Origin of the sequence: Chitinimonas sp. JJ19 (assembly GCF_036961565.1) — a bacterium.
GTDB lineage: Bacteria > Pseudomonadota > Gammaproteobacteria > Burkholderiales > Chitinimonadaceae > Chitinimonas.
In genome coordinates this window covers 28,341-47,094 of the sequence record NZ_JBAMDD010000014.1, presented here as the reverse complement: position 1 = coordinate 47,094, position 18,754 = coordinate 28,341, and the positions used below count along the sequence as shown (strand labels likewise).

22 protein-coding genes are annotated in these 18,754 nt (G+C 61.8%); 9 read left to right on the top strand and 13 right to left on the bottom strand.

What is annotated here, in order from left to right; genetic code table 11:
* Positions 1-11 precede the first annotated feature (11 nt).
* The 5 genes from V7714_RS16080 to V7714_RS16060 form a co-directional block, all read right to left on the bottom strand.
* Complete coding sequence (locus V7714_RS16080) at positions 12-1,727, bottom strand: methyl-accepting chemotaxis protein (RefSeq protein WP_335710619.1); 1,716 nt, start codon at positions 1,725-1,727, stop codon at positions 12-14.
* Complete coding sequence (locus V7714_RS16075) at positions 1,724-3,961, bottom strand: chemotaxis protein CheA (protein ID WP_335710618.1); 2,238 nt, start codon at positions 3,959-3,961, stop codon at positions 1,724-1,726. Before V7714_RS16075 ends, V7714_RS16080 begins: the two co-directional genes overlap by 4 nt.
* A complete protein-coding gene (locus V7714_RS16070; RefSeq protein WP_335710617.1) occupies positions 3,958-4,284 on the bottom strand; it encodes an STAS domain-containing protein in 327 nt (108 codons plus the stop codon). Before V7714_RS16070 ends, V7714_RS16075 begins: the two co-directional genes overlap by 4 nt.
* Before the next feature lie 14 nt (positions 4,285-4,298).
* The gene (locus V7714_RS16065) at positions 4,299-4,682 is read right to left on the bottom strand and encodes a response regulator (protein ID WP_284194458.1); all 384 of its coding nucleotides are present in this window, start codon (positions 4,680-4,682) and stop codon (positions 4,299-4,301) included.
* Between the two features lie 104 nt (positions 4,683-4,786).
* Entirely contained in the window at positions 4,787-5,146 is a 360-nt protein-coding gene (locus tag V7714_RS16060) for a hypothetical protein (RefSeq protein ID WP_335710616.1), read from the bottom strand.
* Between the two features lie 182 nt (positions 5,147-5,328).
* Here V7714_RS16060 and ompR point away from each other — a divergent pair, with 182 nt between their 5' ends.
* The 4 genes from ompR (at position 5,329) to V7714_RS16040 (ending at position 8,878) form a co-directional block, all read left to right on the top strand.
* Complete coding sequence (gene ompR / locus V7714_RS16055; RefSeq protein ID WP_335710615.1) at positions 5,329-6,057, top strand: osmolarity response regulator transcription factor OmpR; 729 nt, start codon at positions 5,329-5,331, stop codon at positions 6,055-6,057.
* Entirely contained in the window at positions 6,057-7,379 is a 1,323-nt protein-coding gene (locus V7714_RS16050; RefSeq protein ID WP_335710614.1) for an ATP-binding protein, read from the top strand. The genes ompR and V7714_RS16050 overlap by 1 nt, the downstream gene beginning before the upstream one ends.
* A gap of 84 nt (positions 7,380-7,463) precedes the next feature.
* A complete protein-coding gene (locus V7714_RS16045) occupies positions 7,464-7,997 on the top strand; it encodes an SRPBCC family protein (protein ID WP_335710613.1) in 534 nt (177 codons plus the stop codon).
* A 113-nt stretch (positions 7,998-8,110) separates the two neighbouring features.
* Positions 8,111-8,878, top strand: coding sequence for a 3-hydroxyacyl-CoA dehydrogenase (locus V7714_RS16040; protein WP_335710612.1), 768 nt, complete (start codon positions 8,111-8,113; stop codon positions 8,876-8,878).
* 60 nt (positions 8,879-8,938) lie between these two features.
* On the opposite strand, the gene erpA is transcribed toward V7714_RS16040, so the two are convergent.
* The 6 genes from erpA to rplM all read right to left on the bottom strand — a co-directional run bounded on the left by erpA (position 8,939) and on the right by rplM (position 12,807).
* Positions 8,939-9,289: an iron-sulfur cluster insertion protein ErpA gene (gene erpA / locus V7714_RS16035; RefSeq protein WP_284194464.1), complete on the bottom strand. Its 351-nt coding sequence runs from the start codon at positions 9,287-9,289 to the stop codon at positions 8,939-8,941.
* Between the two features lie 320 nt (positions 9,290-9,609).
* A complete protein-coding gene (locus V7714_RS16030; RefSeq protein ID WP_284194465.1) occupies positions 9,610-10,026 on the bottom strand; it encodes a bactofilin family protein in 417 nt (138 codons plus the stop codon).
* 4 nt (positions 10,027-10,030) lie between these two features.
* Entirely contained in the window at positions 10,031-10,753 is a 723-nt protein-coding gene (locus tag V7714_RS16025; RefSeq protein WP_335710611.1) for a DUF6776 family protein, read from the bottom strand.
* Positions 10,754-10,761: 8 nt separating this feature from the next.
* Positions 10,762-11,790, bottom strand: a complete 1,029-nt coding sequence (gene argC / locus V7714_RS16020; protein ID WP_335710610.1) for an N-acetyl-gamma-glutamyl-phosphate reductase — start codon at positions 11,788-11,790, stop codon at positions 10,762-10,764.
* A gap of 169 nt (positions 11,791-11,959) precedes the next feature.
* Positions 11,960-12,352 (bottom strand): 30S ribosomal protein S9, encoded by a 393-nt coding sequence (gene rpsI, locus V7714_RS16015; protein ID WP_284194468.1) that lies wholly within the window; start codon positions 12,350-12,352, stop codon positions 11,960-11,962.
* Positions 12,353-12,378: 26 nt separating this feature from the next.
* Positions 12,379-12,807, bottom strand: a complete 429-nt coding sequence (rplM, locus tag V7714_RS16010; RefSeq protein WP_284194469.1) for a 50S ribosomal protein L13 — start codon at positions 12,805-12,807, stop codon at positions 12,379-12,381.
* Positions 12,808-13,353: 546 nt separating this feature from the next.
* Between rplM and V7714_RS16005 the strand changes: the two genes are divergently transcribed.
* On the top strand, positions 13,354-13,770 hold the full coding sequence (locus tag V7714_RS16005; protein ID WP_284194470.1) for an OsmC family protein: 417 nt from the start codon (positions 13,354-13,356) through the stop codon (positions 13,768-13,770).
* Here the strand turns inward: V7714_RS16005 and V7714_RS16000 are convergent.
* Positions 13,767-15,047: an MFS transporter gene (locus tag V7714_RS16000; protein WP_335710609.1), complete on the bottom strand. Its 1,281-nt coding sequence runs from the start codon at positions 15,045-15,047 to the stop codon at positions 13,767-13,769. The two genes, V7714_RS16005 and V7714_RS16000, sit on opposite strands and share 4 nt — an antisense overlap.
* Before the next feature lie 111 nt (positions 15,048-15,158).
* A complete protein-coding gene (coq7, locus tag V7714_RS15995) occupies positions 15,159-15,776 on the bottom strand; it encodes a 2-polyprenyl-3-methyl-6-methoxy-1,4-benzoquinone monooxygenase (RefSeq protein WP_284194472.1) in 618 nt (205 codons plus the stop codon).
* 261 nt (positions 15,777-16,037) lie between these two features.
* Between coq7 and V7714_RS15990 the strand changes: the two genes are divergently transcribed.
* From V7714_RS15990 to V7714_RS15975, 4 genes are all read left to right on the top strand, one after another.
* Positions 16,038-16,670: a peptidylprolyl isomerase gene (locus V7714_RS15990; RefSeq protein ID WP_335710608.1), complete on the top strand. Its 633-nt coding sequence runs from the start codon at positions 16,038-16,040 to the stop codon at positions 16,668-16,670.
* Between the two features lie 22 nt (positions 16,671-16,692).
* Complete coding sequence (locus V7714_RS15985; RefSeq protein ID WP_284194474.1) at positions 16,693-17,187, top strand: peptidylprolyl isomerase; 495 nt, start codon at positions 16,693-16,695, stop codon at positions 17,185-17,187.
* Between the two features lie 67 nt (positions 17,188-17,254).
* The gene (locus V7714_RS15980; RefSeq protein WP_335710607.1) at positions 17,255-18,004 is read left to right on the top strand and encodes a UDP-2,3-diacylglucosamine diphosphatase; all 750 of its coding nucleotides are present in this window, start codon (positions 17,255-17,257) and stop codon (positions 18,002-18,004) included.
* Between the two features lie 131 nt (positions 18,005-18,135).
* Complete coding sequence (locus V7714_RS15975; RefSeq protein ID WP_335710606.1) at positions 18,136-18,624, top strand: hypothetical protein; 489 nt, start codon at positions 18,136-18,138, stop codon at positions 18,622-18,624.
* Positions 18,625-18,754: the final 130 nt, after the last annotated feature.

Below are 18,754 nucleotides of genomic sequence, written 5' to 3'. Positions count from 1 at the left end.
CACCACCGGGGTCAGAAGCGGACGAACTGCGTTTCGTCCACCGGTTGAGAAGGATGCGTCAGACTGGCTGGCAGCGGTGCCCGCGGCGACACTGGCTTGGCCGGGTCTGGCGCAGTGGGGGCTTGTAGCTGCACCGGCTTCGCACTGGCAGGCAGCTTCATGGGCGCCTTTGCAGGCGCCATCCTGGGCGGCTCGGCTGCCGCCAGCTGGCGCTCGCCAGCCTGGCAGAAACGCTCCAGCAGATCCGTCAGTCGCCGCGCATGGGCATGCAGCTCCTCGGCCGATGCCGAAAGCTCCTCGGCCGCTGCCGCATTAGTCTGGGTACTGAGGCCCAGTTGCACCACGGTCTGGTTGACCTGGCGGATGCTGTCGGTCTGCTCGCGGCCCGAGGCATGTATCTCGCCGACCAGTTCAGCCGTACGCCGTATTTCAGGCAACACCCCGTTGAGCAGGCTACCCGCGCGTGCCGCCAGCTGATCTGATTCGCCGGCCAGCGTCCCTATCTCTCTGGCCGCCGTCTGGCTACGCTCGGCCAGCTTGCGTACTTCCTGCGCTACCACGGCAAAGCCTTTGCCGTGCTGGCCGGCGCGTGCCGCCTCGATGGCTGCGTTCAGGGCCAGCAAATTGGTCTGGTAGGCGATATCGTCCACCACGCCTATCTTGCTGGCGATCTGCCGCATGGCTTCGACCGACGCCGCCACCGCCTGCCCCCCTTCGCTGGCCACACCCGCTGCACGGCCCGCCAGTTGATCGGTCTCCGCCGCATGGCGGGTGCTCTGGCTGACCGCTAGGTTGATATGCTCCACGGCCACACTGGTGTGCTCGATGGCACTGGCCTGCTCGCTGGCAGTCTGCGACAAGGCGCTGGACGATGCCTCTATCTGCGAGGCGATACGCAGATTCGACTGCGCCGCGTCGCATAGCTCCTGAATCATCTCGTGCAGACGCTGGTGCATGGCAGCCAAGGCGGCCATCAGGCTACGTTCGTCGCCCGGCCTCAGTACGATGGCCAGGCTGAAATCGCCAGCCGCCACCCGGCGCGCCAGCCGGGTAGCCTGCTCAGGCTCCCCACCCAGCAGATGGGTGAAATAGCGGGCAACGCCATAGCCCAGGGCACCCGCCAACAGCAGGCCGACCACACTGAGGCACAGCACGGCCACGCTCCAGCTGGCCAGGGTCTTGGCTTCATCCGCCATGCTTTTGTCCAGCAGCGCTGTTTGGCCATTGGCGGCCTGCTCCAGTGCGGTCTCCAATGGGCCGAAATCCAGCGCAATCTGTTGCAGCAGAACGGCATTCGCCTCCGCCTGCTGCTCGGCCTGTGCCAGCTGCAGCAAACCGGGAATACGCTGCAGGTATCGCGGGTAATGCTCGGCGATACGCTGGCGCAAGCCGGCCTCCATGCCACTATCGGCCTCCTGCAGGAAGCCCCCCAGCGCGGCATCCAGATCGTGCTGCTTTTCCTTCAGGCTTGCCAGCAAAGCCCCGCGTTGGCCGGGTTCGGCATAGATGATCTCGGCCAGCGTACGGCGATGCTGCAGCAGTCGCACATGTGCACGCTCGAGGGTATGGGCGGCTTCGGCATGCACCCGGTGCAGACCTTCCAGCCTTTGCTGGCCCTGCTTCAAGGCCTGAACTGCCACCGCCCCGACCACGGATAGCAAGACAGCCATCAGCCCAAAGGCCAGCAGCAGCTTCTTGAACATCGATAGGCGGCCCAGCCAGCTCATGGTCGGTCTTCCTCGCGCCACGCTGGGTGGCGGGCCTCGCGGGCGGCAATCAACGCCACCTTGCGCCGTTCATTCTTGGCCGCGCGGTTGATCAGGTCTGGCACATCCAGTATCAGGGCCACCGCCCCGCTACCCAGTATGGTGGACCCCGCCAGACCACGTACCCCTCGGAACAACTGGCCCAGCGGTTTGATCACCGCCTGCAGCTCGCCTTCCAGATTGTCCACCACCAGGCCGGCACGCTGGCTGCCATACTGCACCACCACCACCGACTGCCGGGTCGGAGCCGGTGCATCCACCTCGAACAACTCGCGCAAGGGCAGGTAGGGCAACACCTCGCCGCGCAGATTGAGGTAATGCTGCCGGCTGCTGCCCGTATCGGTAGGCAGGTCCAGGCATTCCAGCACCATATCCAGCGGAATCACGAAACTCACCTGGCCCACGCCCACACGGAAGCCATCGATGATGGCCAGGGTCAGCGGTACGCGCAGCCTGACCACGGTCCCCTCTCCCGCTATCGAATCAATCTCGATATTGCCCTTGAGTGCTTCGATATTGCGCTTCACCACATCCATGCCTACACCCCGGCCGGACAGGTTGGTGACCGTCTCTGCCGTGGAAAAGCCCGGTTCGAACACCAGCTGCAATATCTGCTGGTCATTCAAGACTTCGTCTGCCTGTATCAAGCCTCGCTCCACCGCACGGTTGCGTATCCGCTGCCTGTCCATGCCGCCGCCATCGTCGCCAACCTCGATCACCACGCTGCCGGACTCATGGTAGGCATTGAGCCAGACCGTGCCGTAGTCGGCCTTGCCACGGATGCGGCGGGCATCGGAACCCTCTATGCCGTGGTCTATGGCATTGCGCACCAGGTGCACAAGCGGGTCTGCCAGCTTGTCCACCATGGATTTGTCGAGTTCAGTCTCCTCGCCCGCCAATTCCAGCTGGATATCCTTGCCCAGTTCACGCGATGCATCGCGTACCACCCTGGGAAAGCGGCTGAATATCTCCCCCACCGGCACCATGCGCAGCGACAGGGCTTCGTCGCGTATGCGCTCCACCAGCTCGCCCAGCGAGGCAATGGTCTCGATCAGGGCACTATCGCCACTGCGGCTGGCCGACAGTTGTGCCGCCGCGCCCGAGATCACCAGTTCCCCTACCAGGTCTATCAAGGCATCCAGCCGGGTCGCATCCACCCTGACCACCCGGTGTTCGCGGGTTTTCTGGGCAGCATGCTCACGCTGTTTGTCCAGCGCGGCGGCCACCGCCTGCGGTGGTGCCAGGCGTTCTTCCACCAGCAGGGTGCCCAGGGGCCGGTGTTCACCGGCACCGGCATTCTCACGCTGTATGCCCAGTACCTCGTCCAGTTCCATCGGCGTCAGCGCGCCACCCCGCACCAGTATCTCGCCCAGGCGCGACATGCCTTCAGGCATGTCCTTGATCAGGCGTATGTACTCCGCGATATGGGCATGCGGCGGCAAGATGCGCACCTTGCTGTCATCGCGGATGAACTCGAACACATTCTCTATGGTGAGCTTGTCTACATTGGGCGCTGCCTGGAACTCGATCTCAAAACCCAGATAACAGCTCTCCGGGTCCATATCCTCAGGGTTGGGCAAGCCGTCATACAAGGTGGTGAGATAGGCAATCCGCCCCAGCGATGCCAGGTAACGGATAAAGGAAATCGGGTCCATGCCATTGCGCAGCACATCGACGCCAAAGCGCAGCGAGATATGCCAGTGGTCGCTGGACACCACATGGTCGCCACCGCTCTCGACCTCCACCCTCGGCCCCGTGCGCTCCTGCTGTACCACCATGGCAGCGGCCGCAGGTGCAGGCGCCGCCGACGCCGTGTCATCCAGGTAAGACTTGAGTTGCGCCCCGAGGGCTGCGGATTCCGGTGCTGCCACACCACAGCGCACGGCATCCACCATCCCACCAATATGGTCGCGGCAGGCGAACAGCAGCTCGATCAGCGGGGTGGTGATGGCCAGCTCACCCTCCCTGGCCTTGTCCAGCACGCTCTCGCACAGATGGGTAAAGGCAACGATGTCGTTCAGGCCAAACAGCCCAGCGGACCCCTTGATGGTGTGGGCAGCCCTGAACATGGCATTGAGATGCTCGCCCCGTTCCGGGCCGGCCGCATTCTCCACCGCCAGCAGCGCGGCTTCCATGGCCGCCAGCAGTTCATAGGATTCCTCGTAGAAAACCAGCTTGGCGGCTTCGAGGTTCATCGGCCCGCTCCGCCTGCCAATACCACCGGGTCGCCAAACACACCGGCCATATTGTAGAGATCGACCACCGCCAGTACGGCCTTGCTGTGCCCGTGGAAGAACAGTGGTTTTTCCTGCCTGGCCGCCTCGCGCTTGAGCATCAGCAGCAGCTGTATGCCGGCGGTGTCCAGCTCGGCCACGCCGGCCAGGTCCACCTCCACTTCGCGGGCCAGGTTGAGCTCCTCCATCAGCCTGCGCTTGGCCTCGCCCGCCTCGTAGATGGTCAATGATCCATCTATGCGGAGTATGCAGCGCTCATGGTGATAGATGGAGGAGATCGCCATGGTGACATGGTCTTTCAGGGCAGTATCAGCTTGGATACGGCACGCAGCATCTGCTCGGGCTGAAAGGGCTTGACCACCCAGGCCTTGGCGCCGGCCATCTGCCCCTCTATCTTCTTGTCCTCTTGCGCCTCGGTGGTCAGCATGATGATGGGCGTGAAGCGATAGTCCGGCAACTGCTTGACGGCCCGCACAAAGGCGATGCCGTCCATATTGGGCATGTTCACGTCGGAGATGATCAGATGCACCCGGCGACCATCAAGGCGCGCCAGGCCTTCCTTGCCGTCTGCGGCCTCGATCACCTCGTAGCCCGCCTGCAGCAAAGCCAGATGCACCACCTGCCGGAGGCTGGTGGAATCATCCACTATCAGTACGGTCTTCTTGCTGTCAGCGGCGGCCATGTAAGCGAACGTGGGATGGAGACTCAAACCATTGTAGTGCAGCGTTTGGCCTCCCTGCCAAGCTGCATTTCAAGCCAGGCGCCGCTTTTGCGCAAACCGCAGCATCAGGGCAGCGTTGCAGGTGGCGTAGCCGGCGGCTGGTTGGCTGGTGGAGCTGGCGCCACCGCAGGCGTCTCGGCCCGGGCCGCCTCGCGCAAACGCTCCTGCAGGTTGCGCCAGCGCTCCAGCCGCTCGCGCCGCATCTCCAGCCGCTGCCGCAACAAGGCAGCCTCGGCCGGCGTCAGGTCGCCGCGCTCCAATGCCTCCCGTATACGCGCCTGCCGGTGCTGGAAGCGCTCATGCTCGCGCTCCACCCTGGGCTGGGCGTGATCACGCTCCGGCCTGGCGGGTGCAGGCGCATCCGGCCCAGCCCATGCCAAAGGCAGGGCCAGCAACAGGATGGCGAGATGGGCAGTGCGTGACATGATGGTATATAGCAACAGGATGCAGTCGATAACTTGAGCATACGCCGCCTCAAACCCGGCGATAGGACCCAATTGTAAACGGGCTTGACCAGCATGCCTGCCGGTAAAGCTTTTTTACATCTGCCTACGCTGGCATGACGTGCAATCGCTACACTGCGCTCATTACTCCAGACCCTGCCGCCATGACCGCCTCCGCACCCAAGAAAATCCTGCTGATAGACGATGACCCGCGCCTGCGGGAACTGGTGCAGCGCTATCTCAACGAACAGGGTTTCTCGGTGGATGCCTTCGAGGACGCCAGTCGGCTGGAAGCGCGGCTGCAGCGCAACCGGCCGCAACTGGTGCTGCTGGACCTCATGATGCCGGGCGAGGATGGCCTGTCGGTCTGCCGGCGGCTACGGGCCATGGGTGACAACATCCCCATCATCATGCTGACCGCACGGGGGGACGATATCGACCGCATCATCGGCCTGGAAATGGGGGCTGACGACTACCTGCCCAAGCCCTTCAATCCACGTGAGCTGCTGGCCCGCATCAATGCCGTATTGCGCCGGCAGAAGGAGCCTTCGGCACTGGCCGCGCCGCTGACCGAGGGCGAGCATTTCGACTTTGGCCCATTCCGCCTGGAGATCGCTAACCGCCGCCTGCTGCGCGAAGGTGTACCGCTGCCGCTGACCAATGCCGAGTTTGCCCTGCTGCGGGTTTTTGCCGGCCATCCGCGCGCCCCGCTATCGCGCGAACGGCTGATGGAGCTGGCACGCGGCCGCGAGCACGAGGCCTTTGACCGCAGTATCGATGTACAGGTGTCGCGGCTGCGTAAGCTGATCGAAGACAATTCCAGCGAGCCGCGCTACCTGCAAACCGTGTGGGGCTTTGGCTATGTCTTCGTGCCGGACGGCAGCGAACGCTGATGCGCTGGGAACGGGTACTGCCGCAGACCATCTTCTGGCGCCTGACCTGGCTGACCGCCGGCGCGCTGATCATCAGCGTCAGCTTTGTGATTGCCCTGTTCGCCTACCAGCGCCAGCAAATGGTGGCGGCAGCCGTCACCGAACAGGTCAGCGAGGTGCTGGCAGACCTGGAAGACCAGCTGGACGGCATGACGCCTGCCGAACAGGCCGAGTGGCTGGCGGCCACCCGCCGCCCGTATACCCCCTACCTGATTGCCATCGACAACCCTGAGGTGCGCAAGGCTGGCCCCCTGCTGTCGGCGCAGAGCCGCGAGATTGCTGCCACCTTGCAGCGCAAGCTGGCGGGCGTCAGCGAGATACGCGAGGTACGACGTCCCAAGCGCCAGCTCTGGGTCAAGGTAGACATGTTGGGCCAACCGCGCTGGCTGGTGGTGCCGCTGGGCCGCTTCAAGATGGATGCCAGCTGGACGCTGGCTGCCAGCGCTGCCATGTTTGCCCTGGTTGCCCTCACCGTGGCCGCCCTGTTTGCCTGGCGCATCAATCGCCCGCTGCGCGAACTGCGGCAAGCGGCAGCACAGCTGGGGCGTGGCGAGCAGCCTGCACCCCTGCCGGAAACCGGCCCGCTGGAAGTCAAGGAACTGTCGGCCAGCTTCAACCGCATGCTGTCAGACCTGGACGCCAATGAGCGTGAGCGCGCCGTGATGCTGGCCGGGATATCGCACGACCTGCGCACACCACTGGCCAGGTTGAAGCTGGGTGTGGAGATGATGCGCGACGATAGCCTGCAGGGCGGCATGCAGGAAGACATCGAAGACATTGAGCGCATCCTTGGTCAGTTCATCGACTTTGCCCGTGGCAGTGGCAGCGAATCACCGGTGGTCAGCGACCCTGCCGACCTGGCACGCAACCTGGTCGCCCGCTATCACCGTAGTGGTTACGCCATAGAACTGGATCTGGCCGACGAGCTCCCCCTGCTGGCATTGCGCCCGCTGGCACTGAGCCGGGCTTTGAGCAATCTGATTGACAACGCCTGTCGCTACGGTAGCGCCCCCCTTAGCCTCTGCGTTGCCTATCACGATGCCCAGCTGTGCTTCAGCGTGCGCGACCATGGTCCTGGCATCCCCCCTCAGCAGCTGGCATTGGCCCTGCAGCCATTCCAACGGCTGGACAGCGCCCGCCGCGCGGACGGCGGCAGTGGCCTGGGCCTGGCCATAGTCGAGCGTATTGCGCGTCAGCACGGCGGACAGCTCAAGCTGATCAATCATCCCGATGGCGGCCTGCTGGCCGAGCTGAGCCTGCCTGCTTGCCCACAGCCGACCTGAGAGCCTGTTTGGGCTGTTAGTTATCTACAGCCTATCCCGGTTTGCGCTATATTCCCGGCACCCCAAACCCAGCGGGAGCCCACCGTGAAGCTATTGAAGCGTTTCGTCCTTATCGTGGCGGGGCTGGTCGCCTTGCTGCTGGTGATCGGCTTGCTATTGCCCAGCCATTTCGCCATCTCTCGCAGCCTGGTCATCAATGCACCGGCCGAGCGCATCTTTCCCCACCTGGACAAACCAAGAGCCTGGAAGAACTGGTCGGTCTGGAATCGGCGCGACCCGGCCATGCAGATCGATTACGCCGGGCCCGATCAGGGTGTAGATGCCGCCTGGCGCTGGCAAAGCGCTACTGAGGGCAATGGCAACATGACCTTTACCGCCGTAGACGCCAACAAGCAGCTGACCTACCGGCTCAGTTTTCCCGACTTTGGCATGAGTTCCACCGGCGTGTTGCGGCTGGAGCCTACCGGGACAGGCACCAAGGTCACCTGGACCAATGAAGGCGATATGGGTAACAACCCGGTCAATCGCTACTTCGGTCTGTTCATGGATCAGATGGTGGGGCCGGATTTCGAAGCCGGTCTCAGCAATCTCAAGGAAATCGTCGAGAAGCAGGGGTAAGCCCCCAGCCCTCTCGGCGTAGCCTGCCGCGCCTATATCCAGGCGCAGGCATGCTGATGCTCAAGGGCGAGGCCAGCGGCCCACGCCCTCCATACCAATAGGAGACAGTAGTAATGCAGATCAAGGACAGTGTATTTCTGGTAACCGGCGGCGCGTCGGGACTGGGCGCCGCAGTGGTGCGCATGGCAGTGGCAGGTGGCGCGCGCGCCCTCATCGTCGACCGCAATGAGGCCGCCGGCCTGGCACTGGCAGAGGAGCTGGGTACCAATGCCCTGTTTGCCCGCGCCGATGTGGCCGACGAAGCCAGCTGTAGAGCGGCCGTCGCGCTTGCCGGCGAGCGCTTCGGCAAGCTGGATGTGCTGGTGAACTGTGCAGGCATTGTGCATGGCGAGAAGGTCGTCGGCAAGGAAGCCGCTCACGCCCTGGATAGCTTCAAGCGCGTGATAGACGTCAACCTGGTCGGCAGTTTCAACCTGCTGCGCCTGGCGGCTGAGGCCATGAGCAAGCAGCCTGCGCATAGCAGCGCCGAGCGCGGCGTCATTATCAACACCGCATCGGTTGCCGCCTTTGATGGCCAGATCGGCCAGTGTGCCTACACTGCTTCCAAGGCCGGCATTGTGGGTCTGACTCTACCCGCCGCACGCGAACTGGCCCGCTTCGGTATACGCGTCATGACCATCGCCCCAGGTATCTTCAAGACCCCCATGATGGCCAGCCTGCCGCAGGAAGTACAGGACAGCCTGGGCGCTGGCGTACCCTTCCCCTCACGCATGGGTGAACCGGATGAATACGCCCAACTGGTGGCCGCCATCGTGACCAACCCCATGCTCAATGGCGAGGTGATACGGTTGGATGGCGCCCTGCGCATGCAGCCCAAGTAAGTACACACCCAAGCAAAACGCCCCGCTAGCGGGGCGTTTTGTATTGTCCAGCCGGCTTGATCAGGCCGAAAAAGACGAGCCGCAACCACAGGTGGACGAGGCATTCGGGTTCTTGATGGTGAACTGCGAACCTTCAATGCTTTCCACATAGTCGATCTCGGCGCCAACCAGATACTGGTAGCTCATCGGATCTATCAACAGCGTCACGCCATTCTTGGTGTAGGCCGAGTCGTCCTCATTGGCGATCTCGTCAAAAGTGAAGCCGTACTGGAAGCCCGAGCAACCGCCGCCTGTTACAAACACGCGCAGCTTCAGGTCAGGGTTGCCTTCTTCGGCAATCAGGTCGGCCACCTTGGCGGCAGCGTTGTCGGTAAAGACAAAGGGGGTGGCAATCTCTGCGGGTGCATTCATGGTGGTACTCCAGACGATTCAATTATTTAGCCGCGATTATCCGCGCTTCTGGCCCGCTTGTTAACCCTTGCTGCATCATGGTCTTAACCGCGTTGCCGTCATGCAGGCTCCCTACCGCCAGGGCGCCGCCAGAAACGCCATCTCCTATCGACACCCGACACCGGCACATAAGCCGCATCGCCCATCAAGTATAGGTACGGGCAGGCGGCTCGAAAGCCAGGTTGTCGCAGCAGGCAATCGCTGCCCACCTTGGTGGCATGGACAGTGACATTTCCGGGAGCACGGGCAAGCGTGCTCTCAACACACCCCTTTAGATGGGGTCAATCCATCACAGTTTCAACTGGCGAAGACAGCATGGCTACCGGCTGGTCCTTGCCTGCCAGATGTATCAACTGGCCGGACACTACCGCACCTGGGTGCATTTCCAGTGTCTGGTAGTAGACATCGCCCACCACACGGCACTTGGATTGCAGCTCAAGATAGTGGGCGGCATAGATAGGCCCCTCTACCGTGCCGTTGAGCACCAGATGGCCCACCCGCACCGTACCCTTGACCCTGGCCTTCTCGCTCACCACCAGGGTGCTTTGCTTGTCGTTGGCCGCAGCGGTCACATCACCGTGCACTTCGCCATCTACCCGCAAGCCACCGGAGAATGTCATATTGCCGTCGATACGGGTCTCCAGGCCTATCAGGCTGTCGATACGGTTGGTGGCTTTCTGCTTGTTGTTACCGAACACGGCTCTATCCTTTCACATCATAGCTGCGAGAGAGTTTGACGCGGCTGTCACCCACCGCGTACACACGCATTTCCACCTGCTTGAGCTTGGTATCGACCCCGAGGTCGGTTTCCTTCTCCAGCCGGGTAAAGCGCGAAACATTCAATGGTATACGGCGTTCAGGCCAGGTCATGGTAACGCGCCGGCCGGCGCGCTCCACCACCAGTTGAAAATCCACCTCACCCTTGAAGGGCTCCTGGCTGGACTGGCCCTGTACCAAGATGGCCCGCAGGCGGTACTGGCCCGGTGTCAGCGCCTCTACCCTGAGCTGATCTATGGCCAGCGCCGGGGCGCGGTCTGTCTTGGTCAACAGCGATTCGTAGAAAGCGATCTGCTCACGCAGCCCGCTATTGTCATTCTGCAACTGGCCCAACTGGCGCGACAAGGTTTCGCGCGTCGCCATTTCCAACCGCAGTTGCTGCTCCAGCGTCATCAGCTTTTGCCGGTTGGCCTGCAGCTCAGCCTGCAAGCGGCCGCTTTGCTGCGATGCGCCCTGCACCGCCAGCAAGGCACTGGGGTCGCGGCGCCCCTCCTGCTCGCCATAGCGATACACAGCTATACCCATGCCCGCCAACATGCCGACCAGCACAATAGCCAGGCCGAACTGGGCATACCAGGGCAAATGCCGCTTGACGGCCAGTTTAGCGGTAGCCAGGTGGTTACCGCGACGTTTCCAGCGCCCTATCATGGCAGGGCCTAGGGTAGCAACGGGATAACATCAAGACCCTGACCTTCGGGCAAACCGAACATCAGGTTCATATTCTGTACTGCCTGGCCGGCAGCTCCCTTGACCAGGTTGTCGATCACCGACAACACGACGACCGTATCGCCCCCCTGGGGACGGTAGACCGCCATGCGGCAGGTGTTGGCACCGCGCACCGAGCGGGTTTCCGGCGTACTGCCGGCCGGCATCACATCGACAAAACGCTCGCCAGCATAGCGCTGCTGGTACAGCGCCTGCACATCGATATCGCGGGTCAGGCGTGCGTACAGGGTGGCATGTATGCCCCGTATCATGGGCGTCAGGTGGGGTACGAAAGTCAGGCCCACCGGGCCGCCTGCGGCACGCGCCAAGCCCTGCTTGATCTCAGGCAGATGGCGATGGCCGCCCACGCCATAGGCCTTGAAGTTATCGCCGGCCTCGCACATCAGCGTGTGCACCTCGGCCTTGCGGCCCGCGCCGGAAACACCCGACTTGCTGTCGGCAATCAGGCTGGTCACATCCACCGCGCCCGCTTCGATCAAAGGCAGGAACCCCAGTTGCACCGCCGTGGGATAGCAACCCGGATTGGCCACCAGGCGCGCCTGGCGTATCTGCTCGCGGTTGATCTCGGGCAGGCCGTAAACGGCCTCATTCACCAAGGCTGGCGACGCATGGCTCATGCCATACCATTTTTCCCACTCAGCCACGTCCTTGATGCGGAAATCCGCGGCCAGATCGATGACTTTGACGCCAGCAGCCAGCAAGGCCTCTGCCTCCCCCATGGCGATGCCGTTGGGCGTCGCAAAGAAGACCACATCGCACTGGTCCAGGCTGGCATCGGCAGGTGTGGAGAAAGCGATATCGACATGACCGCGCAGGCTGGGATACATCTCGGCCACCGGCATGCCGGCTTCCTTGCGCGATGTGATCGCCTGCAACTGCACACCGTCATGACGAGCCAACAGCCGCATCAACTCTACGCCGGTGTAACCCGTCCCACCCACTATGCCCACTTTGATCATGCTTGTATCCAATGCCACTTAGAAACCAGGGAAGCGCGATCATACAACGATTCCGCAATATGCCGGATAGATACGATAGCCAAAGAAAAAGCCGCCAGTGAACCTGGCGGCTTTTTCCCGGCTCTCGCCGGCGTACTCGAACGAATCTTCGCGTCGAATCGCGTACAGCTTAGCGCTTCGAGAACTGCTTGGCGCGGCGGGCCTTACGCAGACCGACCTTCTTACGTTCAACTTCACGTGCATCACGGGTCACCAGACCAGCCTTCGACAGCGTGGGCTTCAGCGCAGCGTCGAATTCGATCAGGGCGCGGGTGATGCCATGGCGCAGGGCGCCGGCTTGGCCGGTTTCGCCACCACCAACAACGTTCACCAGGATGTCGAAAGCTTCCAGGTTCTCGGTCAGCACCAGCGGCTGACGAACGACCATGCGGCCGGTCTCGCGCGAGAAATACTGATCCAGCGGCTTGCCGTTGACGACGATCTTGCCGGTGCCCTTGGCCAGGAACACGCGAGCAACCGAGCTCTTGCGACGGCCAGTGCCGTAGTAGTACTTACCAACCATTTTGTCAGTCCTTGTATCTGATTAAGTTAGATCTCGAGGACTTTAGGCTGTTGCGCAACGTGCGGGTGCTCTGCGCTAGCGTAGACCTTGAGCTTCTTGATCATGGCGTAGCCGAGCGGACCCTTGGGCAGCATGCCCTTCACGGCCTTCTCGAGCACGCGCTCGGGGAAACGTTCCTGCATTTCGGTGAAGGAACGCTCGTAAATGCCGCCCGGGTAGCCCGAGTGACGGAAATAGGTTTTCTGCTGTGCCTTGTCGCCGGTCACGCGCAGTTTGCCAGCGTTGACGACGACAATGAAGTCACCGGTATCAACGTGGGGGGTGTAGATGGCTTTGTGCTTGCCACGCAGGCGGTGAGCGATTTCAGCGGCGAGACGACCGAGTACTTTGTCGGTGGCGTCGACCACGAACCAGTCACGCTGTACCTCATGCGGCTTGGCGGAGAAGGTTTTCATACGGCTCTTCCAGATTCGTTCGATTTACGGAAAGTCGCGCATTCTATGTGATAAAACAAAGCGCTGTCAAACCGAACACAGATGATAGTTGGGGCCTGCGCCACACATTGCAGCCACGCCCGGCGAAACGCGGCTGATAGCTTGATATACAGGCTCTTGCCGCCATCTACTGCCATTCCCACCCGGTGCCTGCCCGAGCCGTATATGTTACCAGCAGGGGCAAAAAAAAGCGCAAGCCAGTTGGGCTTGCGCGCTAATTCCACCAAAGAAGGAGGATGGAGGAGACAACATCAAAGCACACACATTGCGTGTACAGCCTCAATGCAGATCGAATACTACGCGAAGCTTACTTTTTACGCAAGTCGTTTTTTGTGCGGTGCGCCAAAAATCCAGCAATTAGAAATAAAGTTACAAAGAAAAATTAGAGGAAATGCACTAATTCCGCACTTTTGCTACGCTTCTGTAACTCCAAAGGCAGCAACACCCCTGGTCTGCTTGCGCATCGCGTCAAAAAGACCCCAACCTAGCGCTAACAAGGAACAGTCCATGCAAGCCCGCATCAAGTGGATAGAGAACGTCAGCTTTCTGGCACAAAGCGAATCAGGCCATTCTGTGTTGATGGATGGCGCCCCTGCCGCTGGCGGCAAGAACCTGGGCTTTCGACCTATGGAGATGGTGCTGATGGGCACGGGCGGCTGTACAGCCTTCGACGTGATCACCATCCTGAAGAAAAGCCGGGCCGATGTGGTGGATTGCGAGGTGGAACTACAGGCAGAGCGGGCAGACACCGAGCCCAAGGTCTTCACCCGCATCCATATGCACTTCATCGTCAAGGGCCGCGCCCTCAAGGCAGACCAAGTCAAGCGCGCCATTGACCTGTCAGCCGAGAAATATTGCTCTGCCTCCATCATGCTGGGCAAGACCGCCGAGATCACCCACGACTTCGAGATAGTCGAAGTCTAGTGCCCACCTTGGGTGGGCGCCTCCTCGGTCCGCTTGGGCAGAACCAGCAGCAGGCGGGCCGGTGACCGATACAAGGCATGCCAGGCCAGTACCAGACCCATGGCGGCAATTACGTAGATAGCACCACGCAAGCCCAGCGCGGTGGCCAGCATCCCGCCGGCCAATGCGCCCAGGGGCGCAGGCGCTACCGTGACAAAGCGCATGGTGGCGATCATCCGCCCCAACAGGGCATCTGGTGTCACGGCGGCGCGGGCAGCCAGGTAGTTGATCGAAAACAAGGTCGCACCAAAGGCAAACAGCGCTTGGCACAGGCTGAACCACAGCATGGCTGGCCCCCGGCCTTGCACGATCAGTGCGAAACCCAGCCAGGCCAGCGCGGTGGCGGCAAAGCCCATGCCTACCGTCGGGCCTATGCCAAAACGCCTGCCCAGCCTGGCCGCCAACAAGGCGGCCGACAAACTCCCCAGGCCACCCAGCATATAGCTGACACCCATATCGCCGGCATCCAACCCCAGATTGCGGGTGGCAAACAGCACCAGCACGGCACCCAGCATATGGTTCAGCAACTGCCACAAAGTTGTCTGTATGGCAAAGGCGCGCAGCACCGGCGTATGCCGGACCAGATCGATACCCGCCTTGATCTCCTGCCACACCGACGTATTACCTGCCGACACCGGCGCCTGTTCAGGCGTCTTGACCGACCTTAGTACCAGGGCAGAGATGACAAAACTGCCGGCCGTAAACAGGATGGCGAACGGTGCTGTCAGCCACTGTATCAACAGGCCCGCCAAGCCCGGTGCCGTCAGCTGCGCCGTCGACGATGTCGCGGTGAACTTGCTGTGCGCCTCCACCAGCCTGTCCTTGCCAACCAGCATGGCCACATAGCTTTGGTGTGCCGACCCTCCTATCACCTCAGCCGTCATGCAGAGAAAGCCCACCACCCACAGTACCGGCATGGAAAGCCAGCCACCCCAGGCCGCCAGCGGCACAATCAGCAAGGCCAGCGCACACAGGGCATCGCGCCCCAGCATCAGCGGCATCCGACGCACCCGGTCTATCAACACCCCGCCGTGCAGGCTGAATAAGGCAAACGGCAGCACCTCGATGGCCATCAACACCCCCATCTCCATGGGTGTGGCATGCAACAGCACGGCGGCGGTCAGCGGCAAAGCCAGCCGGGATATATAGGAACCAAAGTCCGAGATACCCTGAGCCAGCCATAGCCGCACAAAATCGCGATGCCGCCATAGTCCGTCAAAACGAAGGGGGAATATCATAAAAATCTTATTTTTATCGCCAAGATGACCCACGGGGCTGTTGCCTACCTGGCATGTCTATTCATTCAGCCGGTGTTGAGACCGGGTCGATCGCGGAAACCGACGGGGGATTCAGACCCGATAGGACAGGCTGGTCATCACCCGAGACATAGCCCGCATGGCCGCCTTGGCCGGTGGAGGCAGCTCAGCCGCACCCAGCGCCACCGCCATCTCGGCGTGCGCCGTCTCGTCGGCATGCATCTGGCTGACTATGGCACGGCTGCGCTCATCAGCCTGGGGCAGACTACCCAGGTGGCTGGCCAGATGCTCACCAACCTGGCGCTCTGTTTCAGCCAGAAAACCCAGGTTCCAGCGATCACCCACCAGCCCGGCCGCCACACCCATGGCCAAGGAGCCGGCATACCACAGCGGGTTCAGCACACTCTGGCGGCCACCCAACTCTGCGATACGCTGCTCGGTCCACGCCAGGTGCTCCACCTCCTCGTGGGCGGCCTGGCGTAATGCCTCGCGGGCCTTGGGGTCGCGCGCAGTGAGTGCCTGGCCCTGGTAGAGCGCCTGTGCGCAGACCTCGCCACAATGATTGACGCGCATCAGGCCTGCGGCATGACGCTTGTCCTCTGCGCTCAGCTGGGCTTCGGCAATCTTCGCATCAGGATGCGGACGCAGACTGGCCGCCGGTGCGAACACGGTGCGCAGGGCGCGATCGAATTCGGTAATCAGCTTGTCCATGGTCTACTCCCGCTAATGGCTTAAGGTGGGCAATTCTAGGGCCTGGCATGATTTATTTCATCATTGTCGTGATCCCCGCACGCCTCCCTGCCAGCACCCGCATCGGCATAACCGGCCTTGCCTTGTCGCGACGGCTAGCGCAGCCCGCCACCTGCTGAGAGCGGCCGGCTGGGTGTGCTACCATTCTGGACTACACTCGCAGTGCACTGGGCTTGCCCGGCCGCTGCCATCACCTCACCCTTCTTCCGAGATACCGTATCCATGAAGAAACTACTGCTCGCTTTCGCGCTTGTATTGGCTGCTCCCGCCGCCTTGGCGGCCAACCCGCTAGTGCGCTTCACCACCAACCAAGGTGATATCGATGTGGAGCTGTTCCAGGATAAGGCCCCCAAATCGGTGGCCAATTTCCTGGCCTACGTCAAGAAAGGCCATTACAACGGCACGATCTTCCATCGCGTGATTCCTGGCTTCGTGGTCCAGGGCGGCGGTTTCACCCCAGACATGCGTGAAAAGCCTACCGGCAAGCCTATCGAGAACGAAGCCAAGAACGGCCTCTCCAATGCCATCGGCACGCTAGCCATGGCACGTACCATGGACCCGCACTCGGCCAGCGCCCAGTTCTATGTCAACGTCGGTGAGAACGTCCAGCTCGACTACCGCGAAGAATCACCACGTGGATGGGGCTATGCCGTGTTCGGCAAGGTGATCAGCGGCATGGATGTCGTCGAAAAGATTGCTGCCGAGCCGACCAGCATGACCAACGGCATGCGCGATGTGCCGGTCAAACCCATCATCATTAAGTCTGCCAAGCAGATACCCGATACCCGTATCGCCAAACCGGCTCCAGCAGTGCCCCAGGCACCCGCGCCCGCAGCCGACCCGGCCAAGCAGTAAACACTCCTGAAAGGACACCGCCATGCGCGTCAATCTGCACACCAACCACGGCCTCATTGGCATCGAACTCGATGAAGCCAAGGCCCCCAAGACCGTTGCCAACTTCGTCGAGTACGTGAAGTCCGGCCACTATGACGGCACCATCTTCCACCGCGTCATCAATGACTTCATGATACAGGGCGGTGGTTTCGAGGCTGGCCTGAAGCAAAAGCCCACGCGCGAGCAAATCGAGAACGAGGCCGCCAATGGCCTGAAGAACGACAAGTACACCGTGGCCATGGCCCGTACGCCCGATCCGCACTCGGCCAGCGCCCAGTTCTTCATCAACGTCAGCAATAACAACTTCCTCAACTACACCTCGCCCACCGCGCAAGGCTTCGGCTACTGCGTGTTCGGCAAAGTGGTGGAAGGTGCCGATGTGGTTGACGCCATCAAGGCGGTCAAGACCGGCAACAAGAGCATGTACCAGGATGTGCCCGTCGAAGACGTGGTCATCGAAAAGGCCGAGCTGGCCTGATACGGCCGGCCCTTTCTGCCAGAATACGGCGCGGATGCTTCCGCGCCGTTTTACGTTGCCCGCCCGAATGAATCCTCTACCCTTGCTGTTTGCCTCTGATCTGCACCTGTCCGATAGCGACCCGGCTACCGAAGCCGCCTTCATGGCCTTTCTGGCGGGCCCGGCGCGACAGGCGCAAGCGCTTTACCTGCTGGGGGATATCTTCGAGTACTGGGCCGGCGACGACGACGACGACCCCCTCAACCAGCGCGTCGCCGCCGCCCTGCATGCCTTGAGCCAAACCGGGGTGGCCGTTCATCTCATGCATGGCAACCGAGATTTCCTGCTGGGCGAACAATACGCCAAGGTGGCCGGTGCGACCTTGCTGGCCGACCCCACGCTGATTACGGCATTTGGGCGACCCTGGTTGCTCAGCCACGGCGATGCCCTGTGCACCGATGACCTGCCCTACCAGCAGTTCCGCGCCTTGGTTCGTCAACCTGCCTGGCAAGCCGCCTTCCTGGCCCGCACGCTGGCCGAGCGCAAGGCCGAGATCAGCCGCATACGGGCTGCCAGCCAGTTGGCCAAGCAGCAAAAGGCCAGCGACATCATGGATGTGAACACCTTCGCCGTTGCGGCCCTGCTGGCCAAGTACCCAGGCGCCCATCTGTTGCATGGCCATACCCACCGTCCAGCCCGGCACCAGCATGAGGTGCAGCACGGCCTTCGGCAACGCTGGGTGTTGCCAGATTGGTACGCTGGCAAAGGGGGCTATCTGCGGCTCGATATAGCCGGCCCAACCTTGGTCGGCATCAATCAGGACGCGACCTGGGCCTGATTACCAGCAATACCCTACTGCACACTCCATCTACTTAGCCGATTGACTTCCTGCTCAGGCGGCATAGACTCAGCACATTATTGCAGCGCAACATCTGTCCACAAGACTGAATTATCAGGATTTATCTCCCTATGAACGCGCCAACCGCTGCCTGGGCCCTACCCCGCCTGGAGCAACAATTCGAGTTTCTTAACGAAGGTGCCGACATTGCCAATCGCAATTTCGAACGCCTGCTGAGTACCCAGTTCGACGGTTGCCGGGACTGGATGCGTGCCATCAACGCCTCGCAAGAACCCGCGCAGCAACTGGAGCAGCACCTGGATCAAAGCCTGCACCTGAGCTGCGCCCTGTTCGTGGCACAGGTCTCGGCCCTGACCGACGCCATGCAGTTGGTAGAGCGCAACTGGGCCGAGCAACAGCGCGCCCTGCTGGTCAGCCTGGGCACGCAACCCGAAGCCGTCAATGCCCCTTTGAAGAAGGCCGTCTGCGTCAGCAGCTGCGCTTTCGACTCCATGTCCAAGGCCACCCGCCAGGTGGCCAACTTCGCCAGCAACCGGTTTGCCGCCGCTGCGGTCAGCGCCTTCCAGCAAGCGCGCGACAAGATGGCCGAGTCCAGCTGAGCACTACCCTGTGCGCAAACCGATCAAGCCACGGCATGCCGTGGCTTTTTCATGGCCTGACGTCACCCAAAAACAGTTAAGGCTTTGATTACACAGAACGGTGCGGGTATTCCCTATTGGTAGCCAGGCG